Origin of the sequence: Desulfosporosinus shakirovi (genome assembly GCF_020595055.1) — a bacterium.
In the GTDB taxonomy this organism is placed as follows: domain Bacteria; phylum Bacillota; class Desulfitobacteriia; order Desulfitobacteriales; family Desulfitobacteriaceae; genus Desulfosporosinus; species Desulfosporosinus shakirovi.
The window spans coordinates 1-24197 of record NZ_JAJDOO010000023.1; the positions used below are offsets into that span (position 1 = coordinate 1).

At 42.0% G+C, this 24197-nt stretch carries 25 protein-coding genes, 1 pseudogene and 1 riboswitch; of the genes and pseudogenes, 16 read left to right on the forward strand and 10 right to left on the reverse strand.

Annotated features, from left to right (window positions below):
• Positions 1–202: 202 nt before the first annotated feature.
• The 7 genes from LJE72_RS26310 (at position 203) to LJE72_RS17505 (ending at position 4479) form a co-directional block, all read left to right on the forward strand.
• Positions 203–394 (forward strand): glycosyltransferase, encoded by a 192-nt coding sequence (locus LJE72_RS26310; RefSeq protein ID WP_282437919.1) that lies wholly within the window; start codon positions 203–205, stop codon positions 392–394.
• A complete protein-coding gene (locus LJE72_RS26315) occupies positions 327–482 on the forward strand; it encodes a glycosyltransferase (RefSeq protein ID WP_282437920.1) in 156 nt (51 codons plus the stop codon). The genes LJE72_RS26310 and LJE72_RS26315 overlap by 68 nt, the downstream gene beginning before the upstream one ends.
• A 463-nt stretch (positions 483–945) precedes the next feature.
• Positions 946–1140 (forward strand): sulfur carrier protein ThiS, encoded by a 195-nt coding sequence (gene thiS, locus LJE72_RS17485; RefSeq protein ID WP_229249193.1) that lies wholly within the window; start codon positions 946–948, stop codon positions 1138–1140.
• 3 nt (positions 1141–1143) lie between these two features.
• Positions 1144–1947 (forward strand): sulfur carrier protein ThiS adenylyltransferase ThiF, encoded by an 804-nt coding sequence (thiF, locus tag LJE72_RS17490; RefSeq protein ID WP_229249194.1) that lies wholly within the window; start codon positions 1144–1146, stop codon positions 1945–1947.
• A 16-nt stretch (positions 1948–1963) separates the two neighbouring features.
• Complete coding sequence (locus LJE72_RS17495) at positions 1964–2731, forward strand: thiazole synthase (RefSeq protein ID WP_229249195.1); 768 nt, start codon at positions 1964–1966, stop codon at positions 2729–2731.
• A 2-nt stretch (positions 2732–2733) separates the two neighbouring features.
• Complete coding sequence (thiH, locus tag LJE72_RS17500; protein ID WP_229249196.1) at positions 2734–3888, forward strand: 2-iminoacetate synthase ThiH; 1155 nt, start codon at positions 2734–2736, stop codon at positions 3886–3888.
• Between the two features lie 9 nt (positions 3889–3897).
• Positions 3898–4479, forward strand: coding sequence for a thiamine phosphate synthase (locus tag LJE72_RS17505; protein WP_229249197.1), 582 nt, complete (start codon positions 3898–3900; stop codon positions 4477–4479).
• Between the two features lie 454 nt (positions 4480–4933).
• Here the strand turns inward: LJE72_RS17505 and LJE72_RS17510 are convergent, their stop codons facing one another.
• The 7 genes from LJE72_RS17510 to LJE72_RS17535 all read right to left on the reverse strand — a co-directional run bounded on the left by LJE72_RS17510 (position 4934) and on the right by LJE72_RS17535 (position 11374).
• Positions 4934–5239, reverse strand: coding sequence for a hypothetical protein (locus LJE72_RS17510; RefSeq protein WP_229249274.1), 306 nt, complete (start codon positions 5237–5239; stop codon positions 4934–4936).
• A 107-nt stretch (positions 5240–5346) separates the two neighbouring features.
• On the reverse strand, positions 5347–5466 hold the full coding sequence (locus LJE72_RS26795) for a DUF6385 domain-containing protein (RefSeq protein ID WP_396391392.1): 120 nt from the start codon (positions 5464–5466) through the stop codon (positions 5347–5349).
• 513 nt (positions 5467–5979) lie between these two features.
• Positions 5980–7032: a DUF6385 domain-containing protein gene (locus LJE72_RS17515; protein WP_229249198.1), complete on the reverse strand. Its 1053-nt coding sequence runs from the start codon at positions 7030–7032 to the stop codon at positions 5980–5982.
• A 175-nt stretch (positions 7033–7207) separates the two neighbouring features.
• Positions 7208–8356, reverse strand: coding sequence for a CapA family protein (locus LJE72_RS17520; RefSeq protein WP_229249199.1), 1149 nt, complete (start codon positions 8354–8356; stop codon positions 7208–7210).
• Positions 8357–9023: 667 nt separating this feature from the next.
• Positions 9024–9770, reverse strand: coding sequence for a UPF0280 family protein (locus LJE72_RS17525; protein ID WP_229249200.1), 747 nt, complete (start codon positions 9768–9770; stop codon positions 9024–9026).
• The gene (locus LJE72_RS17530; protein WP_229249201.1) at positions 9771–10172 is read right to left on the reverse strand and encodes an NIL domain-containing protein; all 402 of its coding nucleotides are present in this window, start codon (positions 10170–10172) and stop codon (positions 9771–9773) included.
• A gap of 5 nt (positions 10173–10177) precedes the next feature.
• Entirely contained in the window at positions 10178–11374 is a 1197-nt protein-coding gene (locus tag LJE72_RS17535) for a homocysteine biosynthesis protein (RefSeq protein WP_229249202.1), read from the reverse strand.
• Between the two features lie 121 nt (positions 11375–11495).
• Positions 11496–11628, reverse strand: a riboswitch (SAM riboswitch).
• Between the two features lie 310 nt (positions 11629–11938).
• On the opposite strand from LJE72_RS17535, the gene LJE72_RS17540 reads away from it, so the two are divergent.
• The 3 genes from LJE72_RS17540 (at position 11939) to LJE72_RS17545 (ending at position 13299) form a co-directional block, all read left to right on the forward strand.
• Positions 11939–12499, forward strand: coding sequence for a peroxiredoxin (locus tag LJE72_RS17540; RefSeq protein ID WP_229249203.1), 561 nt, complete (start codon positions 11939–11941; stop codon positions 12497–12499).
• 69 nt (positions 12500–12568) lie between these two features.
• Entirely contained in the window at positions 12569–12700 is a 132-nt protein-coding gene (locus LJE72_RS26320) for a hypothetical protein (protein ID WP_282437921.1), read from the forward strand.
• A gap of 260 nt (positions 12701–12960) precedes the next feature.
• Positions 12961–13299: a P-II family nitrogen regulator gene (locus LJE72_RS17545; protein ID WP_229249276.1), complete on the forward strand. Its 339-nt coding sequence runs from the start codon at positions 12961–12963 to the stop codon at positions 13297–13299.
• On the opposite strand, the pseudogene LJE72_RS17550 reads toward LJE72_RS17545, so the two are convergent.
• The 3 genes and pseudogenes from LJE72_RS17550 to LJE72_RS17560 all read right to left on the reverse strand — a co-directional run bounded on the left by LJE72_RS17550 (position 13296) and on the right by LJE72_RS17560 (position 17265).
• Positions 13296–14554: pseudogene (locus tag LJE72_RS17550) on the reverse strand (ammonium transporter). The gene LJE72_RS17545 and the pseudogene LJE72_RS17550 sit on opposite strands and share 4 nt — an antisense overlap.
• Positions 14555–14775: 221 nt before the next feature.
• Entirely contained in the window at positions 14776–15675 is a 900-nt protein-coding gene (locus LJE72_RS17555; RefSeq protein WP_229249204.1) for a DMT family transporter, read from the reverse strand.
• Positions 15676–15951: 276 nt separating this feature from the next.
• Positions 15952–17265: an N-acetylmuramoyl-L-alanine amidase gene (locus tag LJE72_RS17560; RefSeq protein WP_229249205.1), complete on the reverse strand. Its 1314-nt coding sequence runs from the start codon at positions 17263–17265 to the stop codon at positions 15952–15954.
• Between the two features lie 153 nt (positions 17266–17418).
• Between LJE72_RS17560 and LJE72_RS17565 the strand changes: the two genes are divergently transcribed.
• From LJE72_RS17565 to LJE72_RS17590, 6 genes are all read left to right on the forward strand, one after another.
• Positions 17419–18573 carry an ABC transporter substrate-binding protein gene (locus LJE72_RS17565; RefSeq protein WP_229249206.1) on the forward strand — a complete coding sequence of 385 codons (1155 nt, stop codon included), beginning with the start codon at positions 17419–17421 and terminating at the stop codon, positions 18571–18573.
• Positions 18574–18591: 18 nt separating this feature from the next.
• Entirely contained in the window at positions 18592–19473 is an 882-nt protein-coding gene (locus tag LJE72_RS17570) for a branched-chain amino acid ABC transporter permease (RefSeq protein WP_229249207.1), read from the forward strand.
• Positions 19474–20415: a branched-chain amino acid ABC transporter permease gene (locus LJE72_RS17575; RefSeq protein WP_229249208.1), complete on the forward strand. Its 942-nt coding sequence runs from the start codon at positions 19474–19476 to the stop codon at positions 20413–20415.
• Complete coding sequence (locus LJE72_RS17580; RefSeq protein ID WP_229249209.1) at positions 20412–21173, forward strand: ABC transporter ATP-binding protein; 762 nt, start codon at positions 20412–20414, stop codon at positions 21171–21173. The genes LJE72_RS17575 and LJE72_RS17580 overlap by 4 nt, the downstream gene beginning before the upstream one ends.
• 2 nt (positions 21174–21175) lie before the next feature.
• On the forward strand, positions 21176–21892 hold the full coding sequence (locus LJE72_RS17585; protein WP_229249210.1) for an ABC transporter ATP-binding protein: 717 nt from the start codon (positions 21176–21178) through the stop codon (positions 21890–21892).
• Between the two features lie 138 nt (positions 21893–22030).
• Positions 22031–24193 (forward strand): LUD domain-containing protein, encoded by a 2163-nt coding sequence (locus LJE72_RS17590; protein ID WP_229249211.1) that lies wholly within the window; start codon positions 22031–22033, stop codon positions 24191–24193.
• The last annotated feature ends 4 nt before the right edge of the window (positions 24194–24197 follow it).

Genomic DNA, 24197 nt, shown 5'->3' on the forward strand with positions numbered 1-24197 from the left:
AATAAACTGGGGTTATTTCTACTTTTAACCTGTCCGAATTCTTGACAGAAGACCACTCTGTTCCCAAAATGTATCGGCATCTAGCAATAACATTACTCCAACTAATTTACTATGAAAATACACTCAATTCTAAATGAAGCTTTAGCAAAGTATCCCGAAAACGATATCTTCAGAAAAATATCGGAGGAGGTCTCGTCCAACTATGAACCAACAGCGGATTAGCCTCACTATGATTGTCAGAAATGAATCAGCTCATTTAGCCAATTGCTTGGAAAGTGTTAAAAATGAAGTTGATGAGATAGTTATTGTAGATACCGGGTCCATTGATGATACCGTCAGCATTGCTCAGCGTTATACCCAAACGTATTTTCTTTCCTTGGGAAAACTATTTTAGTGCCGCTCGAAACTATGCTATTAAACGCGCTTCAGGTGATTGGATCTTGGCTGTAGATGCCGATCAAGAAGTTGAGTGCAAGATATAACCTCCTTTCATACCTTTTTAAATCTAGAAAAGACAAGGAAGCTTTCTTGCTCCCTCTTCTTAACCCTCTCTCGGATTCCACGAACGAATATAATACGTTTTACGTGCTCAGGTTGTTTAGAAACAACGTGAGTTATCAGTATGTCGGCAAGATTCATGAGCAGGTCTCCCTACCGGATTAAGAAAAAGTCGGGCTTGCCAAATACCCTATCTTGAAACATAAATTTCTCTCTGAAGATACGTCACAAAAAGAGAAACCGTAACCTCATCTTATTGAAGAGAGCCCTCCAAGAAGATCTTCATAACCTAGTAAAAGTGAAAAACTGACTGACATTAGACTTGACTAAAACAATAGCGCGATATAATATAACCCTAAATAAATAAAAAAAGCACAAAATGGGGTACACCACCGAAAGGGTGTAATTTCATTTTGTGCTTTTTATATGTTTTTTAAGGAGGCAGACATGCAAGTAAATGGAACCCATATTTTAATAGACAAAAATCAAACTTTATTTGATTTTTTACAATCCCAAAGTATTGATGTTAATACCATTGCTGTAGAAAGAAATGGTGAAATTATTCCAAGGTCGACCTACCAAAACGTTGTCCTTAGCGATGAAGACACTTTGGAAATTGTCCGATTTGTGGGTGGAGGCTAATTGATGATAATAGAAGTTAATGGGACAAAGCAGGACTTGGTTTGTCAGACGGCCTTTGAGGCAAGAGAACAAATTGGGAACAAAACAGACCTCGTAATTTTAAATGGTTTTCAGATAGAAAAGGACAGCAAGTTATCCGAGAATGATACATTAACCCTCATTCGTAAAGGCACCATGCCTGAGCAGACAGAACTTGAGAGCATGATGATGGCAAGGCATACGCCTAATGTACACATAAAGCTAAAAGAAGGCAAGGTAGCCATAGCCGGATTAGGCGGCCTCGGGTCCAATATTGCAGTTATGCTTGCCAGAATTGGTGTGGGACAGTTGCTTCTGGTGGATTTTGATATTGTTGAGCCAAGTAACTTGAATCGACAAAGTTATTATATAAGTCATTTGGGAATGCCAAAAACTATGGCACTAAAAAATCAGCTTAAAGAAATTAACCCCTTTATTAAAATAATAACTCAGAATGTAAAAGTCACAGAAAACAAGATTCTAGAGCTTTTCAATGGATATGACATTATTTGCGAAGCATTTGATCGGCCGGAAGCGAAATCAATGCTGGTGAATGGTGCCTTAAATCAGCTTCCTAATATGAGGATAGTTTCTGCCTCCGGCATGGCAGGCTATGAAAGTTCCAATTTAATTAAGACAGTAATGCCCATGAAACGTTTATACGTGTGTGGTGATCTGGAAAACGGAGCTGAAATTGGAAAAGGGTTAATGGCACCTAGAGTTCAAATCTGTGCCGGGCATCAAGCTAATATGGTTCTTCGATTACTGTTAGATATTAAAGATGTTTAAGAAAGGGTGTTTTAGTGTGAGCGAAAAATTAATAATTGGCGAACATGAGTTTCAATCGAGATTTATCCTTGGGTCTGGCAAATTTTCCTTGGAATTGACAAATGCAGTTATCGAAAATGGAGGAGCTGAAATAGTAACTCTGGCGTTGCGACGTGCTAATTTAGACGGTCAAGAAAATATCTTGGATTATATACCTAAAGGAATTACATTGTTACCAAACACCTCCGGGGCAAGAAATGCCGAGGAAGCCGTTAGAATCGCCCGTCTGGCAAGAGAAATCAGCTGCGGGGATTTTATCAAATTAGAAGTAATTCATGATTCCAAATATTTAATGCCGGATAACTATGAAACAATCAAAGCAACCGAAATTCTTGCTAAAGAAGGATTTATTGTTATGCCCTATATCTATCCTGATTTAAATGTAGCAAGATCATTAGAAAGTGCCGGCGCAGCATCAGTAATGCCTTTAGGGGCACCAATCGGAAGCAACAAAGGGTTGTGCACAAAAGATTTCATACAAATCTTAATCGATGAAATACATTTGCCGATTATCGTAGACGCTGGTATTGGCCGACCATCCCAAGCCTGTGAAGCTATGGAAATGGGCATTGATGCTATTATGTGCAACACCGCCGTAGCAACAGCAACTGATGTGGCTTTAATGTCCAAAGCCTTTAAACTGGCGATTGAAGCCGGTCGGGCAGCCTATCTCGCAGGCTTGGGGAGAGTATTAAATTATCGGGCAGAGGCATCCAGTCCTTTGACTGATTTTTTGGAGGCCTAATTATGAAAGCCGTAAATGTTAATCATATGAACTATTTAGAGGGCATGGAAGTTACTGATTCAGACATTATGGAAAAGGTATTGGCATTAGTAAAAAAATACGATTATCGTCAATATAAAAGTAACGATGTAAAAAGAGCACTGATGAAAGACCAGCTAACGATAGAAGATTATGGGGCAATATTATCCCCCATAGCTATGCCCTATTTAGAAGAAATGGCAAGTAAAGCGACAACCGAAACAAAAAAGCATTTTGGTAATTCTGTTTTCCTGTTTACCCCCTTATATATTTCTAACTTCTGTGAAAATCATTGTATCTACTGTGGATTTAACTGCAAAAACAAAATAAAAAGAGGCATCCTTTCCTTCGCGGAAATTGAAGAAGAACTTAAAGAAGTAGCCCGGACAGGTTTGAAAGAAATTTTAATATTAACTGGGGAATCTCGACATAAGTCAGGAGTGGAGTATATCTGTGAAGCAGTTAGATTGGCAGCCAAATACTTTTCTACAGTCGGCATTGAAATATATCCCTTAAATACTGATGAATATGCCTTTATAAAAGACTCTGGTGCAGATTTTGTTTCCGTTTACCAGGAAACTTATAATACGGATAAGTATGAACAAGTACACTTAAGAGGGCCAAAAAAAATTTTCCCCTATCGTTTTAATTCACAAGAACGTGCATTAGCAGGTGGAGTAAGAGGTGTCGCTTTTGGAGCACTCCTCGGACTGGATGACTTCCGAAAAGATGCCTTCGCAGTAGGATTGCATGCGTGTTTCATTCAACAAAAATATCCCCACGCAGAGATCTCCTTCTCCACCCCGCGTCTAAGGCCTTATATCAATAACGAGAAAAACAGCCCTCATGATGTCCATGAAAAACAACTTTTACAGGTGATGCTTGCCTATCGTCTGTTTATGCCCTTTGCAGGCATTACCATTTCCACCAGGGAAAGAGCGGGTTTTCGCGATAATGTAATAGGAATGGTGGCAACAAAAATATCTGCCGGTGTATGTGTCGGCGTTGGAGGGCACAAAGAAGACGAAAAAGGAGATGAACAATTTGAGATCTCCGACTCACGAAGTGTGCGCGAAGTACATCAAATGATTCTCAACAGAGGGCTCCAGCCAGTTTATACAGATTACATAAGGGTTTAGGGAAAACACATGTTAATTTGTGTAACCAATCGAAAGGATTGTAAAGACGATTATTTAAGTCGAATAAGTCAATTGGCCAAAGGAAAACCCCATGCCATCATGCTAAGAGAAAAGGACTTAAGTTTGACAGAATTTGAATACCTGGCAGTTAAAGTAAGTGAAATCTGCGACTTGCATGAAGTCCCCCTTATTATCAATCAAAATATTACAACCGCCACTAAACTTAAACTCAGAAATATCCATTTATCAATCTCAGACTTAAGAAAATATAAAAGTGAAGTCAGTGAATTTACATTCGGCACCTCAGTGCACACAGTGCCTGAAGCCAAGGAAACACAAGCATTAGGTGCTTCCTACATAATAGCAGGGCATATATTCTATACAGACTCTAAAAAAGGTGTTCCCCCACGAGGTCTTTCATTTCTTAAAGAAGTCTGCGCTTCAGTCACCATCCCTGTCTTTGCTATTGGTGGAATTACAAAAAATAAAATAGAGGTTATAAAAAAAACAGGGGCAAAAGGAGTATGTGTTATGTCAGAATCTATGACTTGCTTAAATCCGCTTAACCTTACGAACGACTTTCAATTCTAGGAAAACAGCGGAGTAAAAGCGACATCTAAAGAGCATCTTAGCAACTTTCGTTTAAGCGTTCCCAATACGACATCATAGGCGGTGCACATGAAATGTGCCGTCACCCAAACATTCCGTTCCCCGGACCCCAGCCCGGGACGCAGTATGACACGAGCGCGACGTCTTTACGTAAGCAGCTTAGCAAACTTCCTTTAAGGGACCGACCCGAAACGCGGGGCAGTGTACAGGGATGTACACTGCCGCCAGTGAGCCACGGCTCCTTCTCGCCGTCCTGCAAGAAGGCTAATCCGTGCGGAGACAGTGTCTTCGGGCTACAGGGGCACTAGACCCATCCATGGTCGTCGGACTGCTCATCTAGCGGGAACCCCGCTCCCCAAAGTCAGTCGCTTAAACGGTTAGTTTGCCCTGCGTCGCATGACCGAGCGCTGTGTCATACAAGTCCCCCCAAGTCCCTCTATCGCTTATTACCCTTACTAAACGAATGGAAAAAATCATGCGCAAAATTTGCTCCTTTTCCTATAACAAGTCCGGTAATCACAATACCTACCCCGGGGTTAGTGATCTTAACATCTAATAATTCTAATGCATTAATATCACTCTGAAATGCAAAAAGAACCCCACATGCTAAACTCAAAAGTTCCAGAGTAAGGGGCCTAAACTTATCCGGGAAAAAGGGAATAGCATAAACTATATCTTTAAAAATCTCAACGACTTTCTCCACCAGAACCGCTAACATAAAAACCAAAGCTAGTCCGTCCATTAAAAATCTCTCCTCCAAATCAACTTCCCTCCACATCTCCATAATATTCCTACTCCTTTGTAATGTTCTTAGGGGAAGCGAGGGACAGTCATTTGAAGTGAAAACGCCTATCCTTGGGCCTGAAAAAACCATATAATTAAAAGGTTAGGCGATTGAGAGCGATAAATAAGGCGGACATAACGAAGAAAACGATTTGGGGTAAAAACCGAAAGCGCTCCCTGTAATATTTTACCTGAATCTCATGAATAGAAACGATTCCCTCAACTCGAACTCCCGTTACACCTGTTGGTGTGCAAAAAACCCGTGTAAATTCCTCCAGCTCTGAACTAGGGCACACGGTAAATAAATATTGCCTGACAGCACCAAGGTACACTCGAATATAACAAGAAAACCTCTGCTGGCTCCGTTTGCAGAACCGCCCTGAATTCCCATTGTTGCCCCTCTCCAGCAGGTATCATAACATTATTCTCAAGAATAATCCCGCTCTCGGTCCAAACGGATGCATAATCTTTATAGCTCTTGAACCATTTGGGGTGCAAACCCACTACCACTTAGTTGCACCGTCTCCACCGGTTTGAGCCCATCCATCTGGAAAATAGAGATTACTCTCTTGTTCTAATAGGAAATGACTATTATAAACTTAGTTTTTATCCGTTATTTCCGTCCCACTTTTAAAACATTTATAATCTACAAATTAAGAATCTGATAGTATGACATATTAACAGGTTATGTGAATATTGTTAGTTCTGAGCTTGAACCCAAATTCTCAAGGAAGTTAAATCCTCTGCCTTGTATGTTAGTCTCGTGTATCGCAAAAACTTTTTTGGGGAGATGATCACTAGTTTTCCGGGGCCGACCTCGTGTGGATTATCCTCTGCAGTCCAATGGATTCCGTCAGGGCTAAGCTCTGCATCTACATATGCGAGGTTACTTCCAAAATTGCAAACAGCAAAGGAGCAACGAAGAAGTGCTGAAATATCGCGAGTAATGGTTGAGGATATTGTTTCACTAGCGGTAACATCTTCGAGGCTTTCATAAAATCCATGTCCGTTAATCTCCACCTGAACTCGTCCAGATACTGATGTCGCTATTGGAACTTGGCTATTTCCGAAAATCTGCACTTTGTCTCGAATCGGCGTCAGGTTTCGTACATCGGCATTCACATGTGCTTGGACATTGACCGGAATCTTCAGGGGAATTGGGGTAGCAAGTTGAATCGGTTTAATTATTTCTCCAATCGTCTGTATAGAATTTATATGAAGGATCTCTTGTTTAGGCTTCTTCACCCGCCTTTTCATACGGTTCGGAGAGAGAGAATATGCAATTATTTTGTATATACAGAGAGACCCTGCCCCTAAAATCCCTGTCTCCAGACGTAGCAAATCCACGTCATAATCAGCACTAATGACTTGCTGAAACTGTTCCTGCTCCAACCCGGCTCCAAAGCAATACTCCCAAGGCTTAGCTACATCCCCTTGTGAAGAGATGGGATAAATACGTAAATAAGCTTGTGCATTAGGCCTATCTGCTTTTAGAATAATTTTAATGATCCATTCCTTAACGTTATCAATCCCTAGAGAAGCCTCCGGACTTTGGATGATTCCAGCGCGAATGGCAGTAGTATTACTAATCTTCAAAGCTGACATATCCGGTTCATGCCTAAAATTCCAGCTAGATTCCTTATTTCCACCGATTTGAAACCAAGCTTCCGGAAAATCGGCTTTAGTCTCGCTTTTTTTTAGAAAATTACCATTAGGTACTCTATTGAATGTCCCTTTTATATTTCGTTTCATCCTTAACCCTCCTATGATTGGACGATTAATAAAGTACTGTCAACTTATCCTATAGGATAAAGTATAAAAATATCACTAAACTGGAAACCCAGAAAACAATAAACCTTAACCTCCTACGCTCAATAAGGCAAAAAGTTTCTTTTGAACATAAGCTAACTTATGTTGGTGCTTATGATTAATTATTACTGGAATTCAATTCCTCTGTTTGATTAAACGGCGTACCCAGTTGCTTTTGCGTCTGCGCCAGAACTTGTTTCAAAACCACCAAATCTGAACTTTTAAGATAAGGATCCTTCCCCTCCTGCACCTTGCGAATTGCATCTTCGACCGCTACAACGCGAAAACGACGGCGCCCTTTATCCAGATAGCTATGTGAATAGGTTGGAGTATACGATACATTTTTCAGAACGGTTTGTCCTCCCGACATGTCCTTTTGAAAGTTTAAGTTTAAAATAACTCCACTGTTCCTTTCAACTCCACGTTGATCTCCTATAAAATTGCCCATTGAGTAAATAACAAACTTATCTTGATTATTGATTTTCATAACTTCCATAGGCTGAATTACATGTGGATGACTGCCAAGGATGACATCCACTCCGGCCTCTAGAAATATCCGTGCCAATTCTCGCTGTTCCTCAGTGGGCTGGAGGCTATACTCAACTCCCCAGTGCAATACGAGAACGAGAACATCCACTTTCGATCTTAATTGATTGATTTCCTTTAAAACAGTCTCTTTGTTAAGGAAATTAAAAAAATAGGGATGTTCTTTTGGTACAGGGATACCATTGGTCCCATAACTATACGCTAAATAACCGACGCGAATTCCGTCTAGATCCTTAATGAAAAAGCTTTCCTTCTCTTCTTGGCTTTGATATGTCCCAACGATGTCTAAACCTGCATCTCTTAATACGCCCATGGTCCGGATTGCTCCCAAGTAACCCCTGTCTAATATATGGTTATTCGAAGTAATAACCACGTCATATCCCGCTTCTTTTAGAGTCGCAGCCATTTCATCAGGACTATTGAACTTAGGATATCCTGTGTACCCAGAACTTCCACCAGCCATTACCGCTTCAAAGTTAGTTGAAGCATAATCTCCATACTCAATCAAAGATCTAACAGGTTTGAAAAAAGAATCAAATTGGAATGATCCATCAGCCTGTTGCCCTGATGCAATTTGAGTATTATGCATTAGAATGTCCCCAGTCGCCACTAGGGTAACCGTTTTTTTGACAGGGGGTTTAGCTTTTGTTGCGTCGGATAACTCTCCCACTTCATCAGCGACTTGCTTCGAATTTTGAATTGAAGCTGATAATATAACCAATTGGACCCCACATCCCATTGAAGCTAAACATAAAAATCCTATAATAAGAAGAGTAAGTCTCATGCGTTTCAGAAAATATCACTCCTTTACAAGAATTTCTATATGCAACAGACTGTCTCCTTCCTATTTCTAGAATTTATATAAAAAAGTCTTTAAAGCTCCCCTTAACCAACAAATTAACTGCTTTTATTATAAACTCCTAAAAACTGGGCATTGATTCCTCCTTCAATTCGTGCTAAATTTGTATTGTACCAATTATATAAAAGAAATTTAAGACATTAGCGCAAAAACTTAAACCTCCCGACGGGGAGGTTTCTTTCTATGTGTTGTGGTGTCTTTGAATTTAATTTAGAAATTTTGTCTAGACACCAAGCCATTGGCGTCGGTCATGACTCAGAACGGAAATGGTCGAGATTAGCGATCTATGGTTGGCTATATACGATGATGACTTAGTGTCCCAGTAGCCGAGGATTGCGTGACGAGACCTTCTAGAAAATCATCACTAACTAACACAGTCAGTTTACACTTCTAACCTACCTAGAATAAAAGGGAGGGATTAGGCCTATTGGCCAATCCCTCCCTTTGAACGCCTAAAATTAATGGTATTAGAATTATTTTGACTCTGTCATAATAATTCACTTTTAAATAAATCATGGCATCCTAAAATTCAGGCCTTGATTGGCAACAGCTTTACACTTCCCCAGACCGCTAAACGGTCATCTTTGATGACCAAGATACCCGTAACTCCTTCAATCTGAGATGCAAATGCAATGGCCCTTTCTAAATCATCCGCCGTCTGAACAAGGTTCCCAGTTGCAGTAGCAACAGCATCCGCTAAAGGCACCGAGGGAGAAAGCACGACTACGGCGTCAGCTTTGCCATAGCTAAAGGAATGACCTACTTTACCAGATGAAGTACATATTCCTAGCGGAGTTTGTTTGGAACTGATTTCAATTGCAACACGATTAGACAGCGGTGAATCCCCTGCAAAAATCCCGACTTTGCGAATCCGGCTTGTACGCATGAAGATATCCCCACCGTTTTCTACGATCACATCCCGGGAGCGCTTCGCAATAAATTTCCCAACCCACTCTGCCACTGCTCCTGCAACCGCGGCCATCGGCCCAACTCCAGCAAGTCTCCCGGCCTCCGCCATACTCTTAACAATTATTGGAGCATCTGACAAAACTGTATATGGAGTTAAAGAGCTTGCAAAACCAGGATCCTTTTGAATATAGTCTTCTAGCGGTCTGCGACAGTCTCGAATGATTTCTGCTACCCACTCAACCAGTTCGGAAGTAAATCGTTCTTTCCGTATACCAATATCCAAATCAGTTTCTCTTACGGCAAGCTGGAAATGAACTAAATCCTCTTGACGATGATCTTGGCGATAACTGCGTTCCGTAAAATCCAATTACAGACGAACCTCCATAGCCCACATTGGGCAGACTTTCACACATAGTTGGCAAAAAACACATTGATCCCCATCAAAGCGTACTTCCATAGATGGGCGTTCCATATATAAGGCACCTGTTGGGCAAACCCCTGTACATGCTCCACACATGACACATTTTTCATCATTTCGCACGATTTCCTGAGTGAGATTCTGTACCGAAACTCCTAAATTACGCAAATAATTAAGCCCGTCTTCACTTTGATCTCCGGTAACCTCTAAGATCATCGCACCTTCTTTTTGAGGGTTGACGTCTGCTTTCACAATATTAACCACTAAATCATAATCCTTAACCAAACGATAAACAATGGGTTTTACCGAGATATCTGTTCCAAAACGCAACACTATTCTCTTTGGCGACACAATAATCAATCCTCCTTTATACTGTGAGCGGTAAAGCCATCAGCGGGTGAGGGAAGAGTTTTGACTGGTTCAGTCAACTGAAATTCCCCTTTCTGAATCCACCCTTTTAAGGTTGCAGCGATTTCACGAGCCCGAGGCATACTTGACAAAGGAGCAGTAGATATTTCCTTGCCATTGACAGTGATCTTCCCACTCTTAAGGTCTGCATAACTGACATATCCCAGATTACCCGGTGTAAACGAAGGATACGCTTCTCCATAGTCGACAACGGGTGCAAATAGCTCTTCATCCTTTTTAGCGGCATACCGAGCAATTTCTTCATTTAGAATCGGTATGGGTATGCCAATTCCAACACTTAGCGTTGCACCATATCCTAGATAACTTGTACCCACAAGCCATCGCGGGTTCATCTGTTTTAGATCCCCAGTGACGGCCAGTGTCCCTCCTGCACTGCCTAGTTCTTTTCCCTCAACATCAATCATCGATGGAAAATGTTGAGTGCCATTCCACGCAACATATCCGATCCCGCCGCCGAGAAAGATCTTAGTTCCCACTCCAATTGTCTTAAAATGTGGATCTTTCAAAAGTGGACTCAGTTGTCCGGCAGTAGAATAATTGGCGTTTCCCATATGAGGTTTGATCATTCCCATATATGTGTAAATGGTACGATTAGTTAAATTTACCGCACAGTTATAGTTCTGATAGGCATTTCGAGGATTAAATAGAATAGCCTCATTTATATCATCAAGGGTTATGGTTGTTTCTAGATTTCTACGCGGGTAACAGTCTGTACCATATGCCAGCGCTTTTAGTTTAACTGGCTTACGAGCAACGAGGTCCGCAATTACATGACCCCCGCCATATCTAAATTCACCTGGATAGTTGCTGTTTAGCGGGTCATCTTCGTGCATCTCAGTTGCCCCGATATAAGCGTCAACAGCAGCAATCCCTGTATAAGCGGCAACACCGTTCAGCCAAACTTTCTGCATTTTCATCCGTGGCTTCGTGTGCCCGAAACTTAAAAAGGCACCTGAGGAACACATTGGAGCAAAAGTGCCGGTTGTTACCACATCAACTTCTTGAGCTGCTTTGGTAAGGCCTTTTTCTTCCACCAGGGTAATAAGCTCTTCGGCAGTCACAACAATTGCTTTTCCTGCTTTGATTTTAGTATTGATTTCTGCGTAAGTCTTTTCAACACTCATAACTATCTCCACCTCCAGATTTATTGAGCCAGTAGATTAACTGTTAATACTCATGGAATTTTTCCACTAGAAAAGACCTCTTCTGTGATAGAAGAGGTCAAAATTTCATTATTCGACACTCCTCTTATCTGCCAGGAAAATCTTCTCCTGCAAGAATTAGCACCATGCTTTCTCCACGCTAAGACATAAATCGCGCGTATCAAGCTGGTTGCCGGGTTTCATAGGGCTAGTCCCTCCACCACTCCGGATAAGAGCCTATTAATTTAATTCATTATGCTGAGTCTAACATTTAAGCTAATGTCCTGTCAATATGATTTCTAGATGTTTTTCCCGATCTTAAATCAAATTAATTGTAAATTATTACATAAAATGAACATAATATAATCGACATATTCCTACATATAATAGTGTTAAGTTTATTCTCATTTTCTTCATGTAGTTAGTCCTCTTCTTTGATCTCCTTAAAATTTAGGGAGATCTCTTTTCTATTGTGTTAGATTCATGTCAAGGTGCCCCGGGAAAGCATATTTTAAGAGAGAGTATTTTTCAGGGAGGTTAAAGAAGATGATTAGTCCAACCCAACATGCGCCGGATTTTGAAGCAGAAGCATACGCCGGTGGCAACAAAGTGACGATCCGACTCAGTGATTTTCAAAACCAATGGGTTCTCTTATTCTTCTATTCGAGTGATTTCACCTTTGTCTGACCGACTGAATTGGCAGCCGTGGCTGCCCAGAAAAAAACATTCCAAGAACTTGGTGTTCAAGTTTTAGCCATTAGCACTGACAGCATTTATTCTCATAAAATCTTCGCGGAAACATCCCCCTCTGCACGCACCATAAATTATCCATTATTATCCGACCGTTCTCATTTCATAACTAATCAATACGGAGTCCTTAGAACAGACTTAGGAATTTCCTACCGAGCAACTTTTATTATTTCTCCTGATCGCCAAGTAAAGTACACCAGCCTCTATCCACCCGAGGTTGGTCGTAACGTCGCTGAGATTATTCGCGTTATTCAGGGACTGATGTATGAAGAAACGACCGGGCTAGGTGTACCCGCGTACTGGCAACCTGGAATGACTGGAATCTTAAAAGATTTTAAATTCGTTGGGAAAATCTAATACAAAGCTCAACATAAATATCTGTTCATAGGGTATCCTAAAGGTATTCCACCTTAAGGGAGGCTTTCTATGGATCAGGATCAATCCCAACAAAACAAACGAAGGTTTCCAAAGCGTGAAGATCTGCCCTACAGTCATCAACCAGATCAAGATGGCAGAACTGATTATGGCAAAGATCAAGAGACAATCCATAAAGGATAAAAGTATCTCAAAAACTTGATATTTCCTTAAATATCTAATGTAAAAGGAGGAAACACATGTCTAATCGAGCAACCGATAAAGCGCAGACAGGTAAACCTGATTGAGGTAAAAACTCTCCTTTCAAGAAAAAAACTCCTCAAAGCCGGGCATAAGCCCGGCTTTTCGTTTAAAAGAGATGTAATCTAAAAAAGCATTCTGATATAATGGAGTAGCCTAGACACTTTTCTGTCTAAGAATAAACAATTAAGGTGGTGGTAGTTATAAAAAAGATTGAAGCAATCATTAGACCAGAGAAACTTAATGATGTAAAGATCGCTCTATCGGACCTGGGTGTTAATGGGATGACTGTCACTAACGTTTCGGGGTTTGGAAATCAAAAGGGCTACACTCAAATTTACCGCGGTCAAGAAATCATCACAAAGCTTTTAGCAAAGATAAAACTGGAAGTAGTGGTTTCATCTAAGAAAACAGATGAAGTCATCGAAGCCATTGTTAATACATCGAAAACCGGTGAATTTGGAGATGGTAAAATCTTCGTTTATGACGTAGTGGATTCAGTCCGCATTCGAACAGGCGAACACGGTGAGGCGGCTCTTTAGATATACACATTTTCGCTAAGTTCAAAGTCTGGATAGGCCTTTTCTCTATGTTGAGTTAAATCCAGTCCATTAACTTGTTCGTCATCGCTTGCTCTAAGGGGGGTAATCAAGGCTATTCCCTTTAGAATGAGAAACGTCATCATTCCAGCAAATATATATGTAGCTAACACCGCAAGTAATTGTAATAAAATCGGTTCAAATCCGCCTCCATTGATCCAACCGTTTTTTCCTTGTGGGTTAAGGCTTAAATCAGCAAAAATCCCGGTAGCAATTGTCCCCCATGTTCCTCCAATTCCATGAATTCCGAAGACATCTAATGCATCGTCATATCCTAGCTTTGCTTTAAGAATGCTGACTGCTAAATAACATACTCCTTCCGCGATAAATCCGATAAGCAGAGCACTAACCGTCGAGACATATCCCGCTGCTGGTGTGATGGCTACCAGAGCAGAAATAATCCCACTGACCGCACCGAAGACGGTTATTTGGCGACGATGAATCCATTCAACCAGCGCCCATCCGATCATGCCGGTTGCTCCGGCTATTTGAGTTGTAGCAAGCGCAAGTACCGCGACGCCATTTGCTCCCATTGCACCTCCGGCATTAAATCCAGACCAACCAAACCATAATAGCCCACCTCCAAAAAGAACGTTGGGCATATGATGGGGAATATTCCACTCATACCCTACCTTTAAACGCTTACCTACTACAAATGCTGCTACTAATCCGGATACACCAGAAGCTACCTCAACGACCGTACCTCCCGCAAAATCCAATACTCCCAGATTGCGCATCCATCCGCCGAGTCCCCCACACCCAATGGGCCAGAGGTATATATACGAACGCGCTCCAAAGAATGATAAACAGTAAAAATGCTGTGAAACGCAATCTTTCTGCAGTTGCTCCACTTATCACAGCTGGTGTGATAATCGCAAACATTAGTTGGAATAGGAAGAATAATAAATGATGAATAGTCGGAGCATAGTCAGGGTTGGGAGAAAGCCCCACTCCTCTAAGTCCTATCAAGACCTCCTATTATATGACCGTGATCCGGTCCGAAAGCTAATGAGTATCCAAATAATACCCAAATAACGGTGACTACCCCCATGGCAGCATAACTTTGCATCATAATGGAAAGCACATTGCGTTTTCTAACCATTCCCCCATAGAATAATGCCAGGCCGGGCGTCATTAGAAAAACTAGCAGAGTACATATAACCAGGAAAGCAATATCCCCAGTATTTAATGCTGTCATTATTAATCCTCCTCGTCTCTTTAAACTTACTAAATAATACCCTAGTGAACTTTGATTGGCTAAGAATAAAAAAAAGGCTCTAAAAGAGCGTTTTAATAAACGCCGTTTTAGAGCCTCTTTGCTCTCTAGATCCTGCCATTTGCTGTTAACTTTATTATAGTTGTCAAAAATAAAAGTGTCTATAGATTTTCAGATTTACTAGTATTCACAAAGTATAATGCTTACTTGATAAATAAAAGGGAAACTCCTCCCAGAGTTATTATTGCTCCAAAAATCTCTCTTGGTAATACCTTTTCTTTAAAGACAAAGATTGACATTGGGATAATAAGTATAGGCGTAATTGAGGTTATTGTCGATACAATTCCTGTTGGTGCGTGCTGTACAGCCAACAGGCCTAATGAGACTCCTATAAAAGGACCAAAAATCGACCCTATGGAGATATATTTCATCGCCTGCATATCTTTCACAGCTGAATATACTCTTTTCCAATTTTTCGTTATCGTAATTACGAGACCAAATCCTATAATAGCTGAGATAATGCGAATTTGAGTTGCTGCAAAAGCATTGTAAGAGCCCATGCCAAATTTGCTAAAAACAAGTCCAAAAGCTTGTCCTAAAGCACCAATAAGGGCGTATACTAACCCTTTTATCGGATAAGAAAACTTAACCATCCTGTTCTCTGGATTTCTAGTCAAGATGACCAAGGCGATCCCACTAATCGTCAGCATCATACCAGTTAAACCTAATAATGAAATTCTTTCCCTCATCATTATAAAACCAGTTATAGCTGTGATAGGTGGTACGGCTGACATAATTAACATCGACAGACGCGAACCAATTAATACAAACGCCTGAAATAAAAACAAATCTCCGATTACAAAGCCAATTATTCCCGAAATGAATAACCAGAACCAGGTTGAACCTGAGGCATCCAGTGGAAGCAACATTCCTCGAGTAAATAAATTAAAGACAGAAATTAAGAGTAAGGCTATGACAAGTCTAATTAGATTTACTGATATTGAACCCACTCTTTTTCCTGCTAATTCAAATGCAACTGCTGTAATAGTCCAACACAACGCAGTTACGAGTGCAGCAATTTCTCCTAAATGTGATTGGAACATTTCTCTTCCTCTATTCCATTTTAGCTCAATTGTTAACCTCTTTAACTCAGCAATTATAACATAGTTAATTATATATTAAACCCTCTACTCAGGTAGCAAATTCAATTTTTACACATTATCTTACACAACTTTCATACTACTTTTATCCAGAAAAATTATTCAAATTCTACTACTATAATAAACCATTAAAGGCTTTCGGCATTTGTCGTTGCCTAAGCCTTATCTTGTCATAGAATTAATTTCTTGTTAAATAATTTCGTATTACTATATATTAAGTTATTTCCCATTGAAATAATTCGAAATAATTTGGGATATCTTCCTCAATATAGATGTTTCCTCACTGTCTGATATCGTCTCCTTAGCCATTTCACCGTAGATTCTGACTACATCCTGGCCGTACCCATTCCCTGGAACTGCCCAACGGCCGTTAAGATCCTCCCAGTTTGGACAACTTCCTCTCTCAACCAAATCAAAGCGAGGATCTACTTTCTGTACTTCTACAGGCAGAGGTTGCGTTGTGGCGTATGCAAAGAGGTGTTCTAAGTGGGCCAACACGCCTTCTTCCTGTGAAGAAAACGACGCACCTTGAACCCCATTTCCAACAGCTCCGATTCCAGCGAAGTTGTTTTGATCTGCCTTTACAATCCCAGTATATCTTAGGTAGCCAGTTTCTCGTATCATTTGGGCTACTGCGTAACCCCATCTTATGCCAAGAATTTCTCCATTCTTCTTGTAGAAGTGAATAATATCTGGTGCATTAGAATTATTCTTCAACAAAAACTGTCTACACTGTTCAATTGTAATGGTTTCTTCACCCATAATTTGAGTTCTCGAAACATTTGAGTTAGCCGCATACTCAAAGACGTTTATATTATCGGTCGTTCGCTGTACCACCCCCCCTAAAGATCGCCCGCTGTCAACTGCTTTTTTCACCTCAGTAATTGCGCTCTCTTGAGAACTTAAAGCCATAGTCTGCTTGCCATCTAAAATGACACGATACATGACACTAGGGGTTGGTTGCGTTGAACTTGCTTCCTTGTATAAAATCCCAAAGTAATCACAAATCCCTTTAGCGTGAGCTATTGCAAGCGCCTGACGAAAAATGGGTTCCTTTAATTTTGCCGCATCGGTTGCTGTATCGACAAACCCATTTTCCGTTAAAATTGCAGGCATACTTGTTTCCCTAAGCACCATGACATTCTGAGTTTTTACTCCACGGTTTGCCCAGCCACCAACCTGAACAAGGTATGGCAAGACCTTGTTGGCTGCTATTTCCGCTCGTCCACCAGTACTTATAACGAGTACCTCAACCCCTGTGCCCCCACCAGCATTTATATGGACCCCAACAAATAGATCTGCTTTTCCTAATTCTGCGCTGTTAACTCGCGCTCCCAAATCTCCTTTTTGGTCATTCTCATAATGCCCAGGAGCATAGTCTCCGTCACGAGTCAGAATAACACTTATACCGTTGAACTCAAGCAATGGCTTTAATTTAAGGCATACGTCCAGTGTTAAATCCTTCTCTTTCAGTCCGTTTCCGATACCCCCTGGATCATAACCGCCATGCCCTGGATCAATACATACTTTCATGTCAAAACCTCCCCTTTCACTCTATTCAACGAGATTGGGAAGTGTTACAAACTTCGTGGTTTTTTTTGCTACAAGCAGGTATTCCATAAGATATGACGAATAGTTAATTCTATTATAAAACACAATCAAATTAAGGACGGTGTATTTGTAACAATGAAAAAAGGGCTTACAAAATGGTTGACTGGAATGATGATTGGAACACTGCTTTTAACAACAGCGGGATGTGGAGGAGGTTCCGCTCCGGCCGCGAATTCTGAGTCAGAAGGTGCAGGGGCCGCTAAGATCGGTGTCGTTGCCTATCTGTCTGGGGGGGGAGCCGCCTATGGTCAGTCACAGAAGGAAGGTCTGGACCTCGCTAAGGATGAAATTAATGCCCTAGGAAAGGTCAAAATCGATCTCGTCTACGAAGATTCCCGTGGGAACAATACCGAAGCAATTAATGCGGTCAATAAATTAATTAATAAAGATAATGTCGTAGCACTTATTGGGCCAACCCTGAGTGGAGAAATGTTTGCGAGTGGGCCGATTGCTAATCAGTCAGAAGTTCCAATCATGGGAACCTCAACCACGGCTGAAGGGATAACTGATATTGGGGAGTTTGTCTTCCGGAATGCTTTGCCAGAGTCTTCAGCGGTTCCCCAGGCCGTCAAGATGGCTGTTCAAAAGTATAACTTAAAAAAAGTAGCGATGATGTATTCTAGTAATAACGACTGGGCCGTCTCCGGTTATAAGACAATGGCGCAAGCCCTCAAGGATAACGGAGTGGAAGTGTTAGCTACCGAGACCTTTGCCGATAAGGATACGGATTTCTCCGCTCAGCTGACAAAGATTTCCTCATTAAAACCAGATGCCATCATGGTATCAAGCCTCTATCAGGAAGCAGCCCTCGTTTTAAAGAAAGCCAGAGAAATTGGGATTACTGTCCCCTTTGTCGGTACAAATGGCTTTAACTCTCCAGAGTTAATCAAGATCGCCGGACAAGCAGCAGATGATGCAATTGTTGCGAGCCCTTGGTACCCAGGTAAGGAAAATGAAAAAATCACAAAGTTTGTGACAGATTATAAAGCAAAATACAATAAAATACCCGACCAGTTTGCTGCCCAATCTTATGATGCGCTATACATCTATGCCAGCGCTTTGGAGAAAGCCGGGTCAAGCACGGATCGCGCAAAGCTGCGTGACAGCCTAGCAACCATTAAAGATTTCCAAGGTGTAACCGGAAAGTTTGCTTTTGATGAAAAACGGAATCCCTTGATGGACGCTACTGTTTTGATCGTTAAGGACGGTCAGTTTACGGAACTAAAATAAACTTTGGGAGTGAACGTCTTGTTCTGGCAACAATTGGTCAATGGCTTAACATTGGGAAGCACATATTCACTAGTCGCTTTAGGATATACCCTGATTATGGGAGTCCTAAATATCATCAATATGGCTCACGGAGAGGTATTTATGTTCGGGGCGTTCGTCGGATTATTTCTGGTGAATTATCTGAAGGTAAATATCTTTGTGGCCATGGCTGGCGCCATGGCGGCGAGTGCGTTGCTAGGTATTCTTCTCGAAATGCTGGCCCTGCGTCCCTTGAGACGCCGGGCCGTTTCCGATCTGGCTCCTTTAATTAGCACTATTGGGGTATCGATCTTTCTGGAAAATCTAGCTTTAAAGATCTTTGGGCCGCAATCACAGGCCTTTCCTGCGGGAGCCTTATCAGGAGTTCAGTTGCAACTTGGGCCGATTCGAATTACCCTTGTCCAAATTGTAATTCTTGGGATATCCTTCGGCTTGATGTTTGTTCTTCGTTTTTGGCTGTCTAAAACTCGTGTTGGTAAAGCCATCCGGACAACAGCTGAGAGCATTGAGACTGCCAACCTGCTAGGTATCAACACTAATAAAATTATCTTATTGACCGTTGCACTCGCTTCAGCATTAGGTGGGATTGCAGGAGTTCTTGTTGGTCTCTCTATTAATGCTGTGGAACCTACTATGGGATTAAGCATGGGCTTGAAAGGGCTCGCTGTACTGATCCTTGGTGGAATGGGAAATATCACCGGAGCGATGCTGGGAGGTCTGATTTTAGGAATCGCCGAAGTATTCACTGTAGCTTACGGTGCCTCTTCCTATAGGGATGCCGTAGCCTTTGGTATAATTATTTTGATTTTATTCATTCGTCCTCAAGGACTTTTTGGGAAACGACAAGGGGGACGATTTTAAATGGATATTATACTAAACCAATATTATCTTCAAATTGTTATATTTGTGTTGGTGAATGCCATCCTTGGGGTGAGCATTTATATGACGCTCTCAACCGGACAGTTATCTTTAGGAAATGCCGGCTTTATGAGCATTGGAGCTTATACTTGTGCGATTCTGACCGTAAAAGCAGGCTTTCCCGTCTATCTGGCCATCCCTATCGGTGGCGCTGCAGCAAGTTTCATTTCACTAATCATTGGATATCCGGCTTTACGACTCACTGGGATTTACCTGGCTATTGCCACGCTCGGATTTGGAGAAGTTGTTCGAGTCATCATTTTGAACTTAAAAATCACTAATGGTGCCTTAGGGATATCCGGAATTCCAACCCTTGGAACAAAGATTAGCAAAATGTTGTCTTCCTTTGGTTTATCGCGGTTTGGAGGATTAACCGCTCAGCAGACCAGTAACTTGCTGGTTTTAGTTGTTCTGATTTTCATTCTCGCTTTTCTGGTATTTTTCTGTACAAGACTTAACCGTTCACGAGTCGGTCGAGCTTTTGCATCTATTAAAGCCGATGAGTCGGCAGCCGAAGCTATGGGAATCAATACGACCTATTATAAACTGCTTGCCTTTGCTTTAGGAGCTTTCATCGCTGGGATGGCTGGCGGTCTGTCTGCCCATTTAACCTTTTTCATCGGGCCAAAGGATTTTGCCTACCACCGTACCGTTGAAATCCTTTCTTTTGCTGTCTTAGGTGGAAGCGACCTAATTATAGGTCCAATTGTCGGGGCATTACTGCTAACCATGTTGCCTGAACTGTTGCGTTCGGCATCTGAATACCGCCTGATGATTTACGGCGCACTAATGGTCATTATGATGGCCTTTCGTCCTCAGGGACTCATTAGTAAGGAGACGGTTCGTTTCTGGAAACGCAAGCTTGGAAGGAGGATTAATCAATGACATTAGTCCTTGATCAAGTGAGTAAAAGCTTTGGCGGTTTGGCGGCCTTAAGTGACATTAGTTTTAAGGTCAATGACGGGGAAATTGTAGGAATTATTGGACCTAATGGTGCTGGAAAGACGACGCTCTTTAATCTAATTACTGGGATTTTCCCTCCTACTGAGGGGAAGATAAGCTACCACGGTAAAAACTTGTTAGGATTACGGCCGTATAAAGTTACAGCGTTGGGCTTAGCTCGGACATTCCAGAATATCCGTCTATTTGGCCATATGAGTCCGCTGGACAATGTCATGGTCGGGGCACACTGCAGAACTAAAGCCGGCGTATGGAGAGGATTATGGCGTACTCCCGCTCAGCGCAAGGAAGAGAAATCAACCAGAGAACGAGCCCAGGCTCTGCTGCAGTTGGTGGGGATTGAAAATGACACAGATTCTCCCGCGGGGTCGCTCCCTTATGGGCAACAACGCCGCTTGGAAATTGCCAGGGCACTCGCAACAGAACCCGAGTTAATTCTTCTCGATGAACCCGCTGCAGGGATGAATGAGAGTGAAACCCAAGACCTGCGTCTTCTGATTAAGAAAATACAAATGATGGGGAAAACCGTCGTTTTAATTGAACATGATATGAACCTAGTAATGAACGTCTGCGACCGACTCGTGGTGATTAATTTCGGACAAAAGATTGCTGAAGGTACTCCGGCCGAAATTCAGAAAAACCCATTGGTCATTGAGGCGTATTTAGGCCGGGAGGAGGCGTAGAGATGCTGAACATTAGCGGTCTGTCAACGAGTTATGGCAGTATTAAAGCAATCAAAGGGATAGACCTGGACGTTCCCCACGGCTCGATTGTGTCCCTCATCGGGGCAAATGGAGCCGGAAAGACGACTATAATGAACTCTCTTGTTGGGCTTCTCAAACCTCAGTCTGGCCAGATTAAGTTCCTAGGCCAGGAGATTCGAGGTTTTGCCCCCCACAAAATCGTAAACTTGGGAATGTCTCTGGTGCCGGAGGGACGTAAGATTCTAGCAGGGATGACGGTTCTGGAAAACTTGGAAATGGGAGCCTATCAGCGGAAAGATAAAGAAGTTCAGGCGGATTTAGCGAAGGTTTTTAGGCGTTTTCCAATCTTAGAGGAACGCAAACAACAATTAGGAGGAACTCTTTCTGGCGGACAGCAACAAATGCTGGCCATCGGCCGTGCACTCATGGCCAGACCCAAGCTTCTATTGCTCGATGAACCCTCCATGGGCTTGGCACCTCTAGTAGTTTCAGATATTTTCAAAGTTATTCAAGAGATCAATCAGGAAGGTACAACCATACTTCTCGTTGAACAAAATGTCCGTCAAGCCTTAAAGATTGCTCACTATGCCTATGTTCTGGAAACAGGAAAGATCGTACTGCACGGAAAAGCTGAAGAGGTTGCCAAGAATCCTCGTGTTATGGAAGCCTACTTGGGCGGAGCGAAGGCAGATACCTAATAAATCAAGTTATTTTGTTTATTCATTGCTTTAATCCCCCCCTTATATCCATAGGCGTGGGGATTATTTTTTACGAAGGGTTTTTTTATTTATGCCTGCCGGTCCAACCAGTAAACCGAAGAGAGGAGATAGTTTACCATGGGAAATAAAACCTATAAAATCGTGAAAAGCAAAGTCACCGAAGGACTCCATGATATGGAATCTCGGAAGGGTAGATTTAGAGCTTTTGATGCGATTCGCCCAGCCATGTTGAAGATGGTCCCCAATTATCCCGAGCTTTCTGACCGTTTACGCAAAATCAAAGAATACAGTATGGGGCATTTGGATGAAGTGATCGCAAAAGCACAACGATCATTGGAAGAAAAGGGCTGTAAAGTATATCTAGCTGAAACTGCCGAAGATGCTCAGAAGTATATTGCAAGCCTCATTCCTGATCAAGGCTTGGTCGTTAAGTCCAAGTCAAATGCCGGTAAAGAAATCAATATTTCACATTACCTCGAAGATCGTGGCGTGAAGGTCGTAGAAACTGATCTTGGAGATCGAATTAATCAGCTGGCAAAGTGTGAAGCGAGTCACTCACTGGCACCAGCTATCCATATTCCTATTGAAAAGATAACCAAGCTCTTTTCTGACGAGGAGGGAACCCAATTAGAATGCACTCCCGAAGCGCTGGTCGTTTCTGCTCGTAAAGGACTCCGTGATTTTTTGGTTAAAGCGGATGTGGGGATCTCCGGAGCGAATGCGATTGCAGCCGATACAGGGAGTGTTTTCGTAACTGAGAATGAAGGTAATATTCGGGCGGTTTCGATGATGCCTAAAGTTCATATTGTGATCGCAGGTGTGGAAAAAATTGTCTCGTCTCTTGAAGATGCTATGCAAGTTGTACGAGCCGCAGCGGTCTACGGCGTAGGTCAGGACATAGGAACCTATGTTTCTGTGATCTCAGGAGTAAGCGAAGCTCTTGATCCTGATCTTGAGGAATATACGCACGGTCAAGGCCCTAAAGAAGTGCATATCGTTTTGTTGAAAAATGGCCGTAAGCGAGCGATCGATGTAGGATTTAAAGAGTCTCTTTATTGTATCAATTGTGGAAGTTGCTTGAACTTTTGTCCAGTCTATGCGGAAGTTGGCGGCAAATACGGATATAAGTATCTTGGGGGACGCGGCTTAGTCTTTGCTGCCTTCCATGGTGACTTGGAAAAGTCTGAAGAAAATGGCTTATCTCTCTGCATCGGTTGTCAAAAGTGTCAAACTGCCTGTCCCGTACAGATGGCGACCCCAGCAATGTTATGGAAACTTCGGCAAGATGCTGTAGCAAAAGAAGGAGTAGGTTGGAAGAAGGATTTAGTCTTCTCGATGTTAACCAAACCCCGAACACTGCCGTTAGTAAGTAAACTAGCAACAACCTTCGGGAAGCTGGCCTTAAAAGAGTCTGATACGGGGATGACTTCCCGTTTGACATTCAATTCATTCGGGTTACCGCAAGACCGCGTGATTCCTCGATTCTCAGACAAGTCTTTTATGGAAATCGCCAAACCTAAAACGGTTGCTAAACCGATTAAAAAGGTTGGTTTTTATCCCGGGTGCGTCGTGAATTACACGGAGACAGATCTTGGAGAAGCGCTTCTTCATGTTTTAGGTGAAAATAACGTTGAGGTTAAACTCCCCAAAGAGGATGTTTGTTGTGGAATTCCTAGTATAGTGAGTGGAGATTTAGATCATGCCAAAACCATGGCTCTAAAAAACATCGAGACTTATAGTTCTTTTGATATGGATGCTTTTGTTTTTGTTTGCCCGAGTTGTGCTGTCGCTTTTAAAGAAGAGTACCCTAAACTGTTTGCGGAGGATTCCCCTGAGCTTCAGGAAAAGGTAAAAAGACTTGCTCTGAAAGTGAAAGATATCAATGAATTTCTTATCCAAGATATTGACTTAAAGCTTCCTGAACAGGGAGTTATGGAAAAAGTAACCTACCATGATCCTTGTCATCTCGCTCGAAGTATGAGTGTAAAAAAGGAACCCCGGGAAATCATCCAGATGATCCCTGGGGTGGATTATGTGGAAATGCAGGATGCTGATACGTGTTGTGGGTTCGGTGGTTCGTTCAGCTTAAGTTTCTATGAACTCTCGCAACGGATTAACGAAGGAAAGTTAAAGACCGTCACTGACACCCAGGCTACCACCCTGGCGACGAGTTGTCCCGGATGTATGGTTCATTTCCGTGATGGGATTGCTCAGCACAAAATGAAGCAAAAAGTTTCTCACGTGGTTCAGATTCTTAGCCGCGCCTATGGGAGGAGATAAGCAG

What these genes read in the sequence shown, in the direction of transcription:
- LJE72_RS26310 (WP_282437919.1), top strand. Translation starts at nt 203, where the DNA reads ATGAACCAACAGCGGATTAGCCTCACTATGATTGTCAGAAATGAATCA.
- LJE72_RS26315 (WP_282437920.1), top strand. Translation starts at nt 327, where the DNA reads ATGATACCGTCAGCATTGCTCAGCGTTATACCCAAACGTATTTTCTTT.
- thiS (WP_229249193.1), top strand. Translation starts at nt 946, where the DNA reads ATGCAAGTAAATGGAACCCATATTTTAATAGACAAAAATCAAACTTTA.
- thiF (WP_229249194.1), top strand. Translation starts at nt 1,144, where the DNA reads ATGATAATAGAAGTTAATGGGACAAAGCAGGACTTGGTTTGTCAGACG.
- thiH (WP_229249196.1), top strand. Translation starts at nt 2,734, where the DNA reads ATGAAAGCCGTAAATGTTAATCATATGAACTATTTAGAGGGCATGGAA.
- LJE72_RS17505 (WP_229249197.1), top strand. Translation starts at nt 3,898, where the DNA reads ATGTTAATTTGTGTAACCAATCGAAAGGATTGTAAAGACGATTATTTA.
- LJE72_RS17510 (WP_229249274.1), bottom strand. Translation starts at nt 5,239, where the DNA reads ATGGACGGACTAGCTTTGGTTTTTATGTTAGCGGTTCTGGTGGAGAAA.
- LJE72_RS17515 (WP_229249198.1), bottom strand. Translation starts at nt 7,032, where the DNA reads ATGAAACGAAATATAAAAGGGACATTCAATAGAGTACCTAATGGTAAT.
- LJE72_RS17535 (WP_229249202.1), bottom strand. Translation starts at nt 11,374, where the DNA reads ATGAGTGTTGAAAAGACTTACGCAGAAATCAATACTAAAATCAAAGCA.
- LJE72_RS26320 (WP_282437921.1), top strand. Translation starts at nt 12,569, where the DNA reads ATGGATCAGGATCAATCCCAACAAAACAAACGAAGGTTTCCAAAGCGT.
- LJE72_RS17555 (WP_229249204.1), bottom strand. Translation starts at nt 15,675, where the DNA reads ATGTTCCAATCACATTTAGGAGAAATTGCTGCACTCGTAACTGCGTTG.
- LJE72_RS17560 (WP_229249205.1), bottom strand. Translation starts at nt 17,265, where the DNA reads ATGAAAGTATGTATTGATCCAGGGCATGGCGGTTATGATCCAGGGGGT.
- LJE72_RS17565 (WP_229249206.1), top strand. Translation starts at nt 17,419, where the DNA reads ATGAAAAAAGGGCTTACAAAATGGTTGACTGGAATGATGATTGGAACA.
- LJE72_RS17575 (WP_229249208.1), top strand. Translation starts at nt 19,474, where the DNA reads ATGGATATTATACTAAACCAATATTATCTTCAAATTGTTATATTTGTG.
- LJE72_RS17580 (WP_229249209.1), top strand. Translation starts at nt 20,412, where the DNA reads ATGACATTAGTCCTTGATCAAGTGAGTAAAAGCTTTGGCGGTTTGGCG.
- LJE72_RS17585 (WP_229249210.1), top strand. Translation starts at nt 21,176, where the DNA reads ATGCTGAACATTAGCGGTCTGTCAACGAGTTATGGCAGTATTAAAGCA.
- LJE72_RS17590 (WP_229249211.1), top strand. Translation starts at nt 22,031, where the DNA reads ATGGGAAATAAAACCTATAAAATCGTGAAAAGCAAAGTCACCGAAGGA.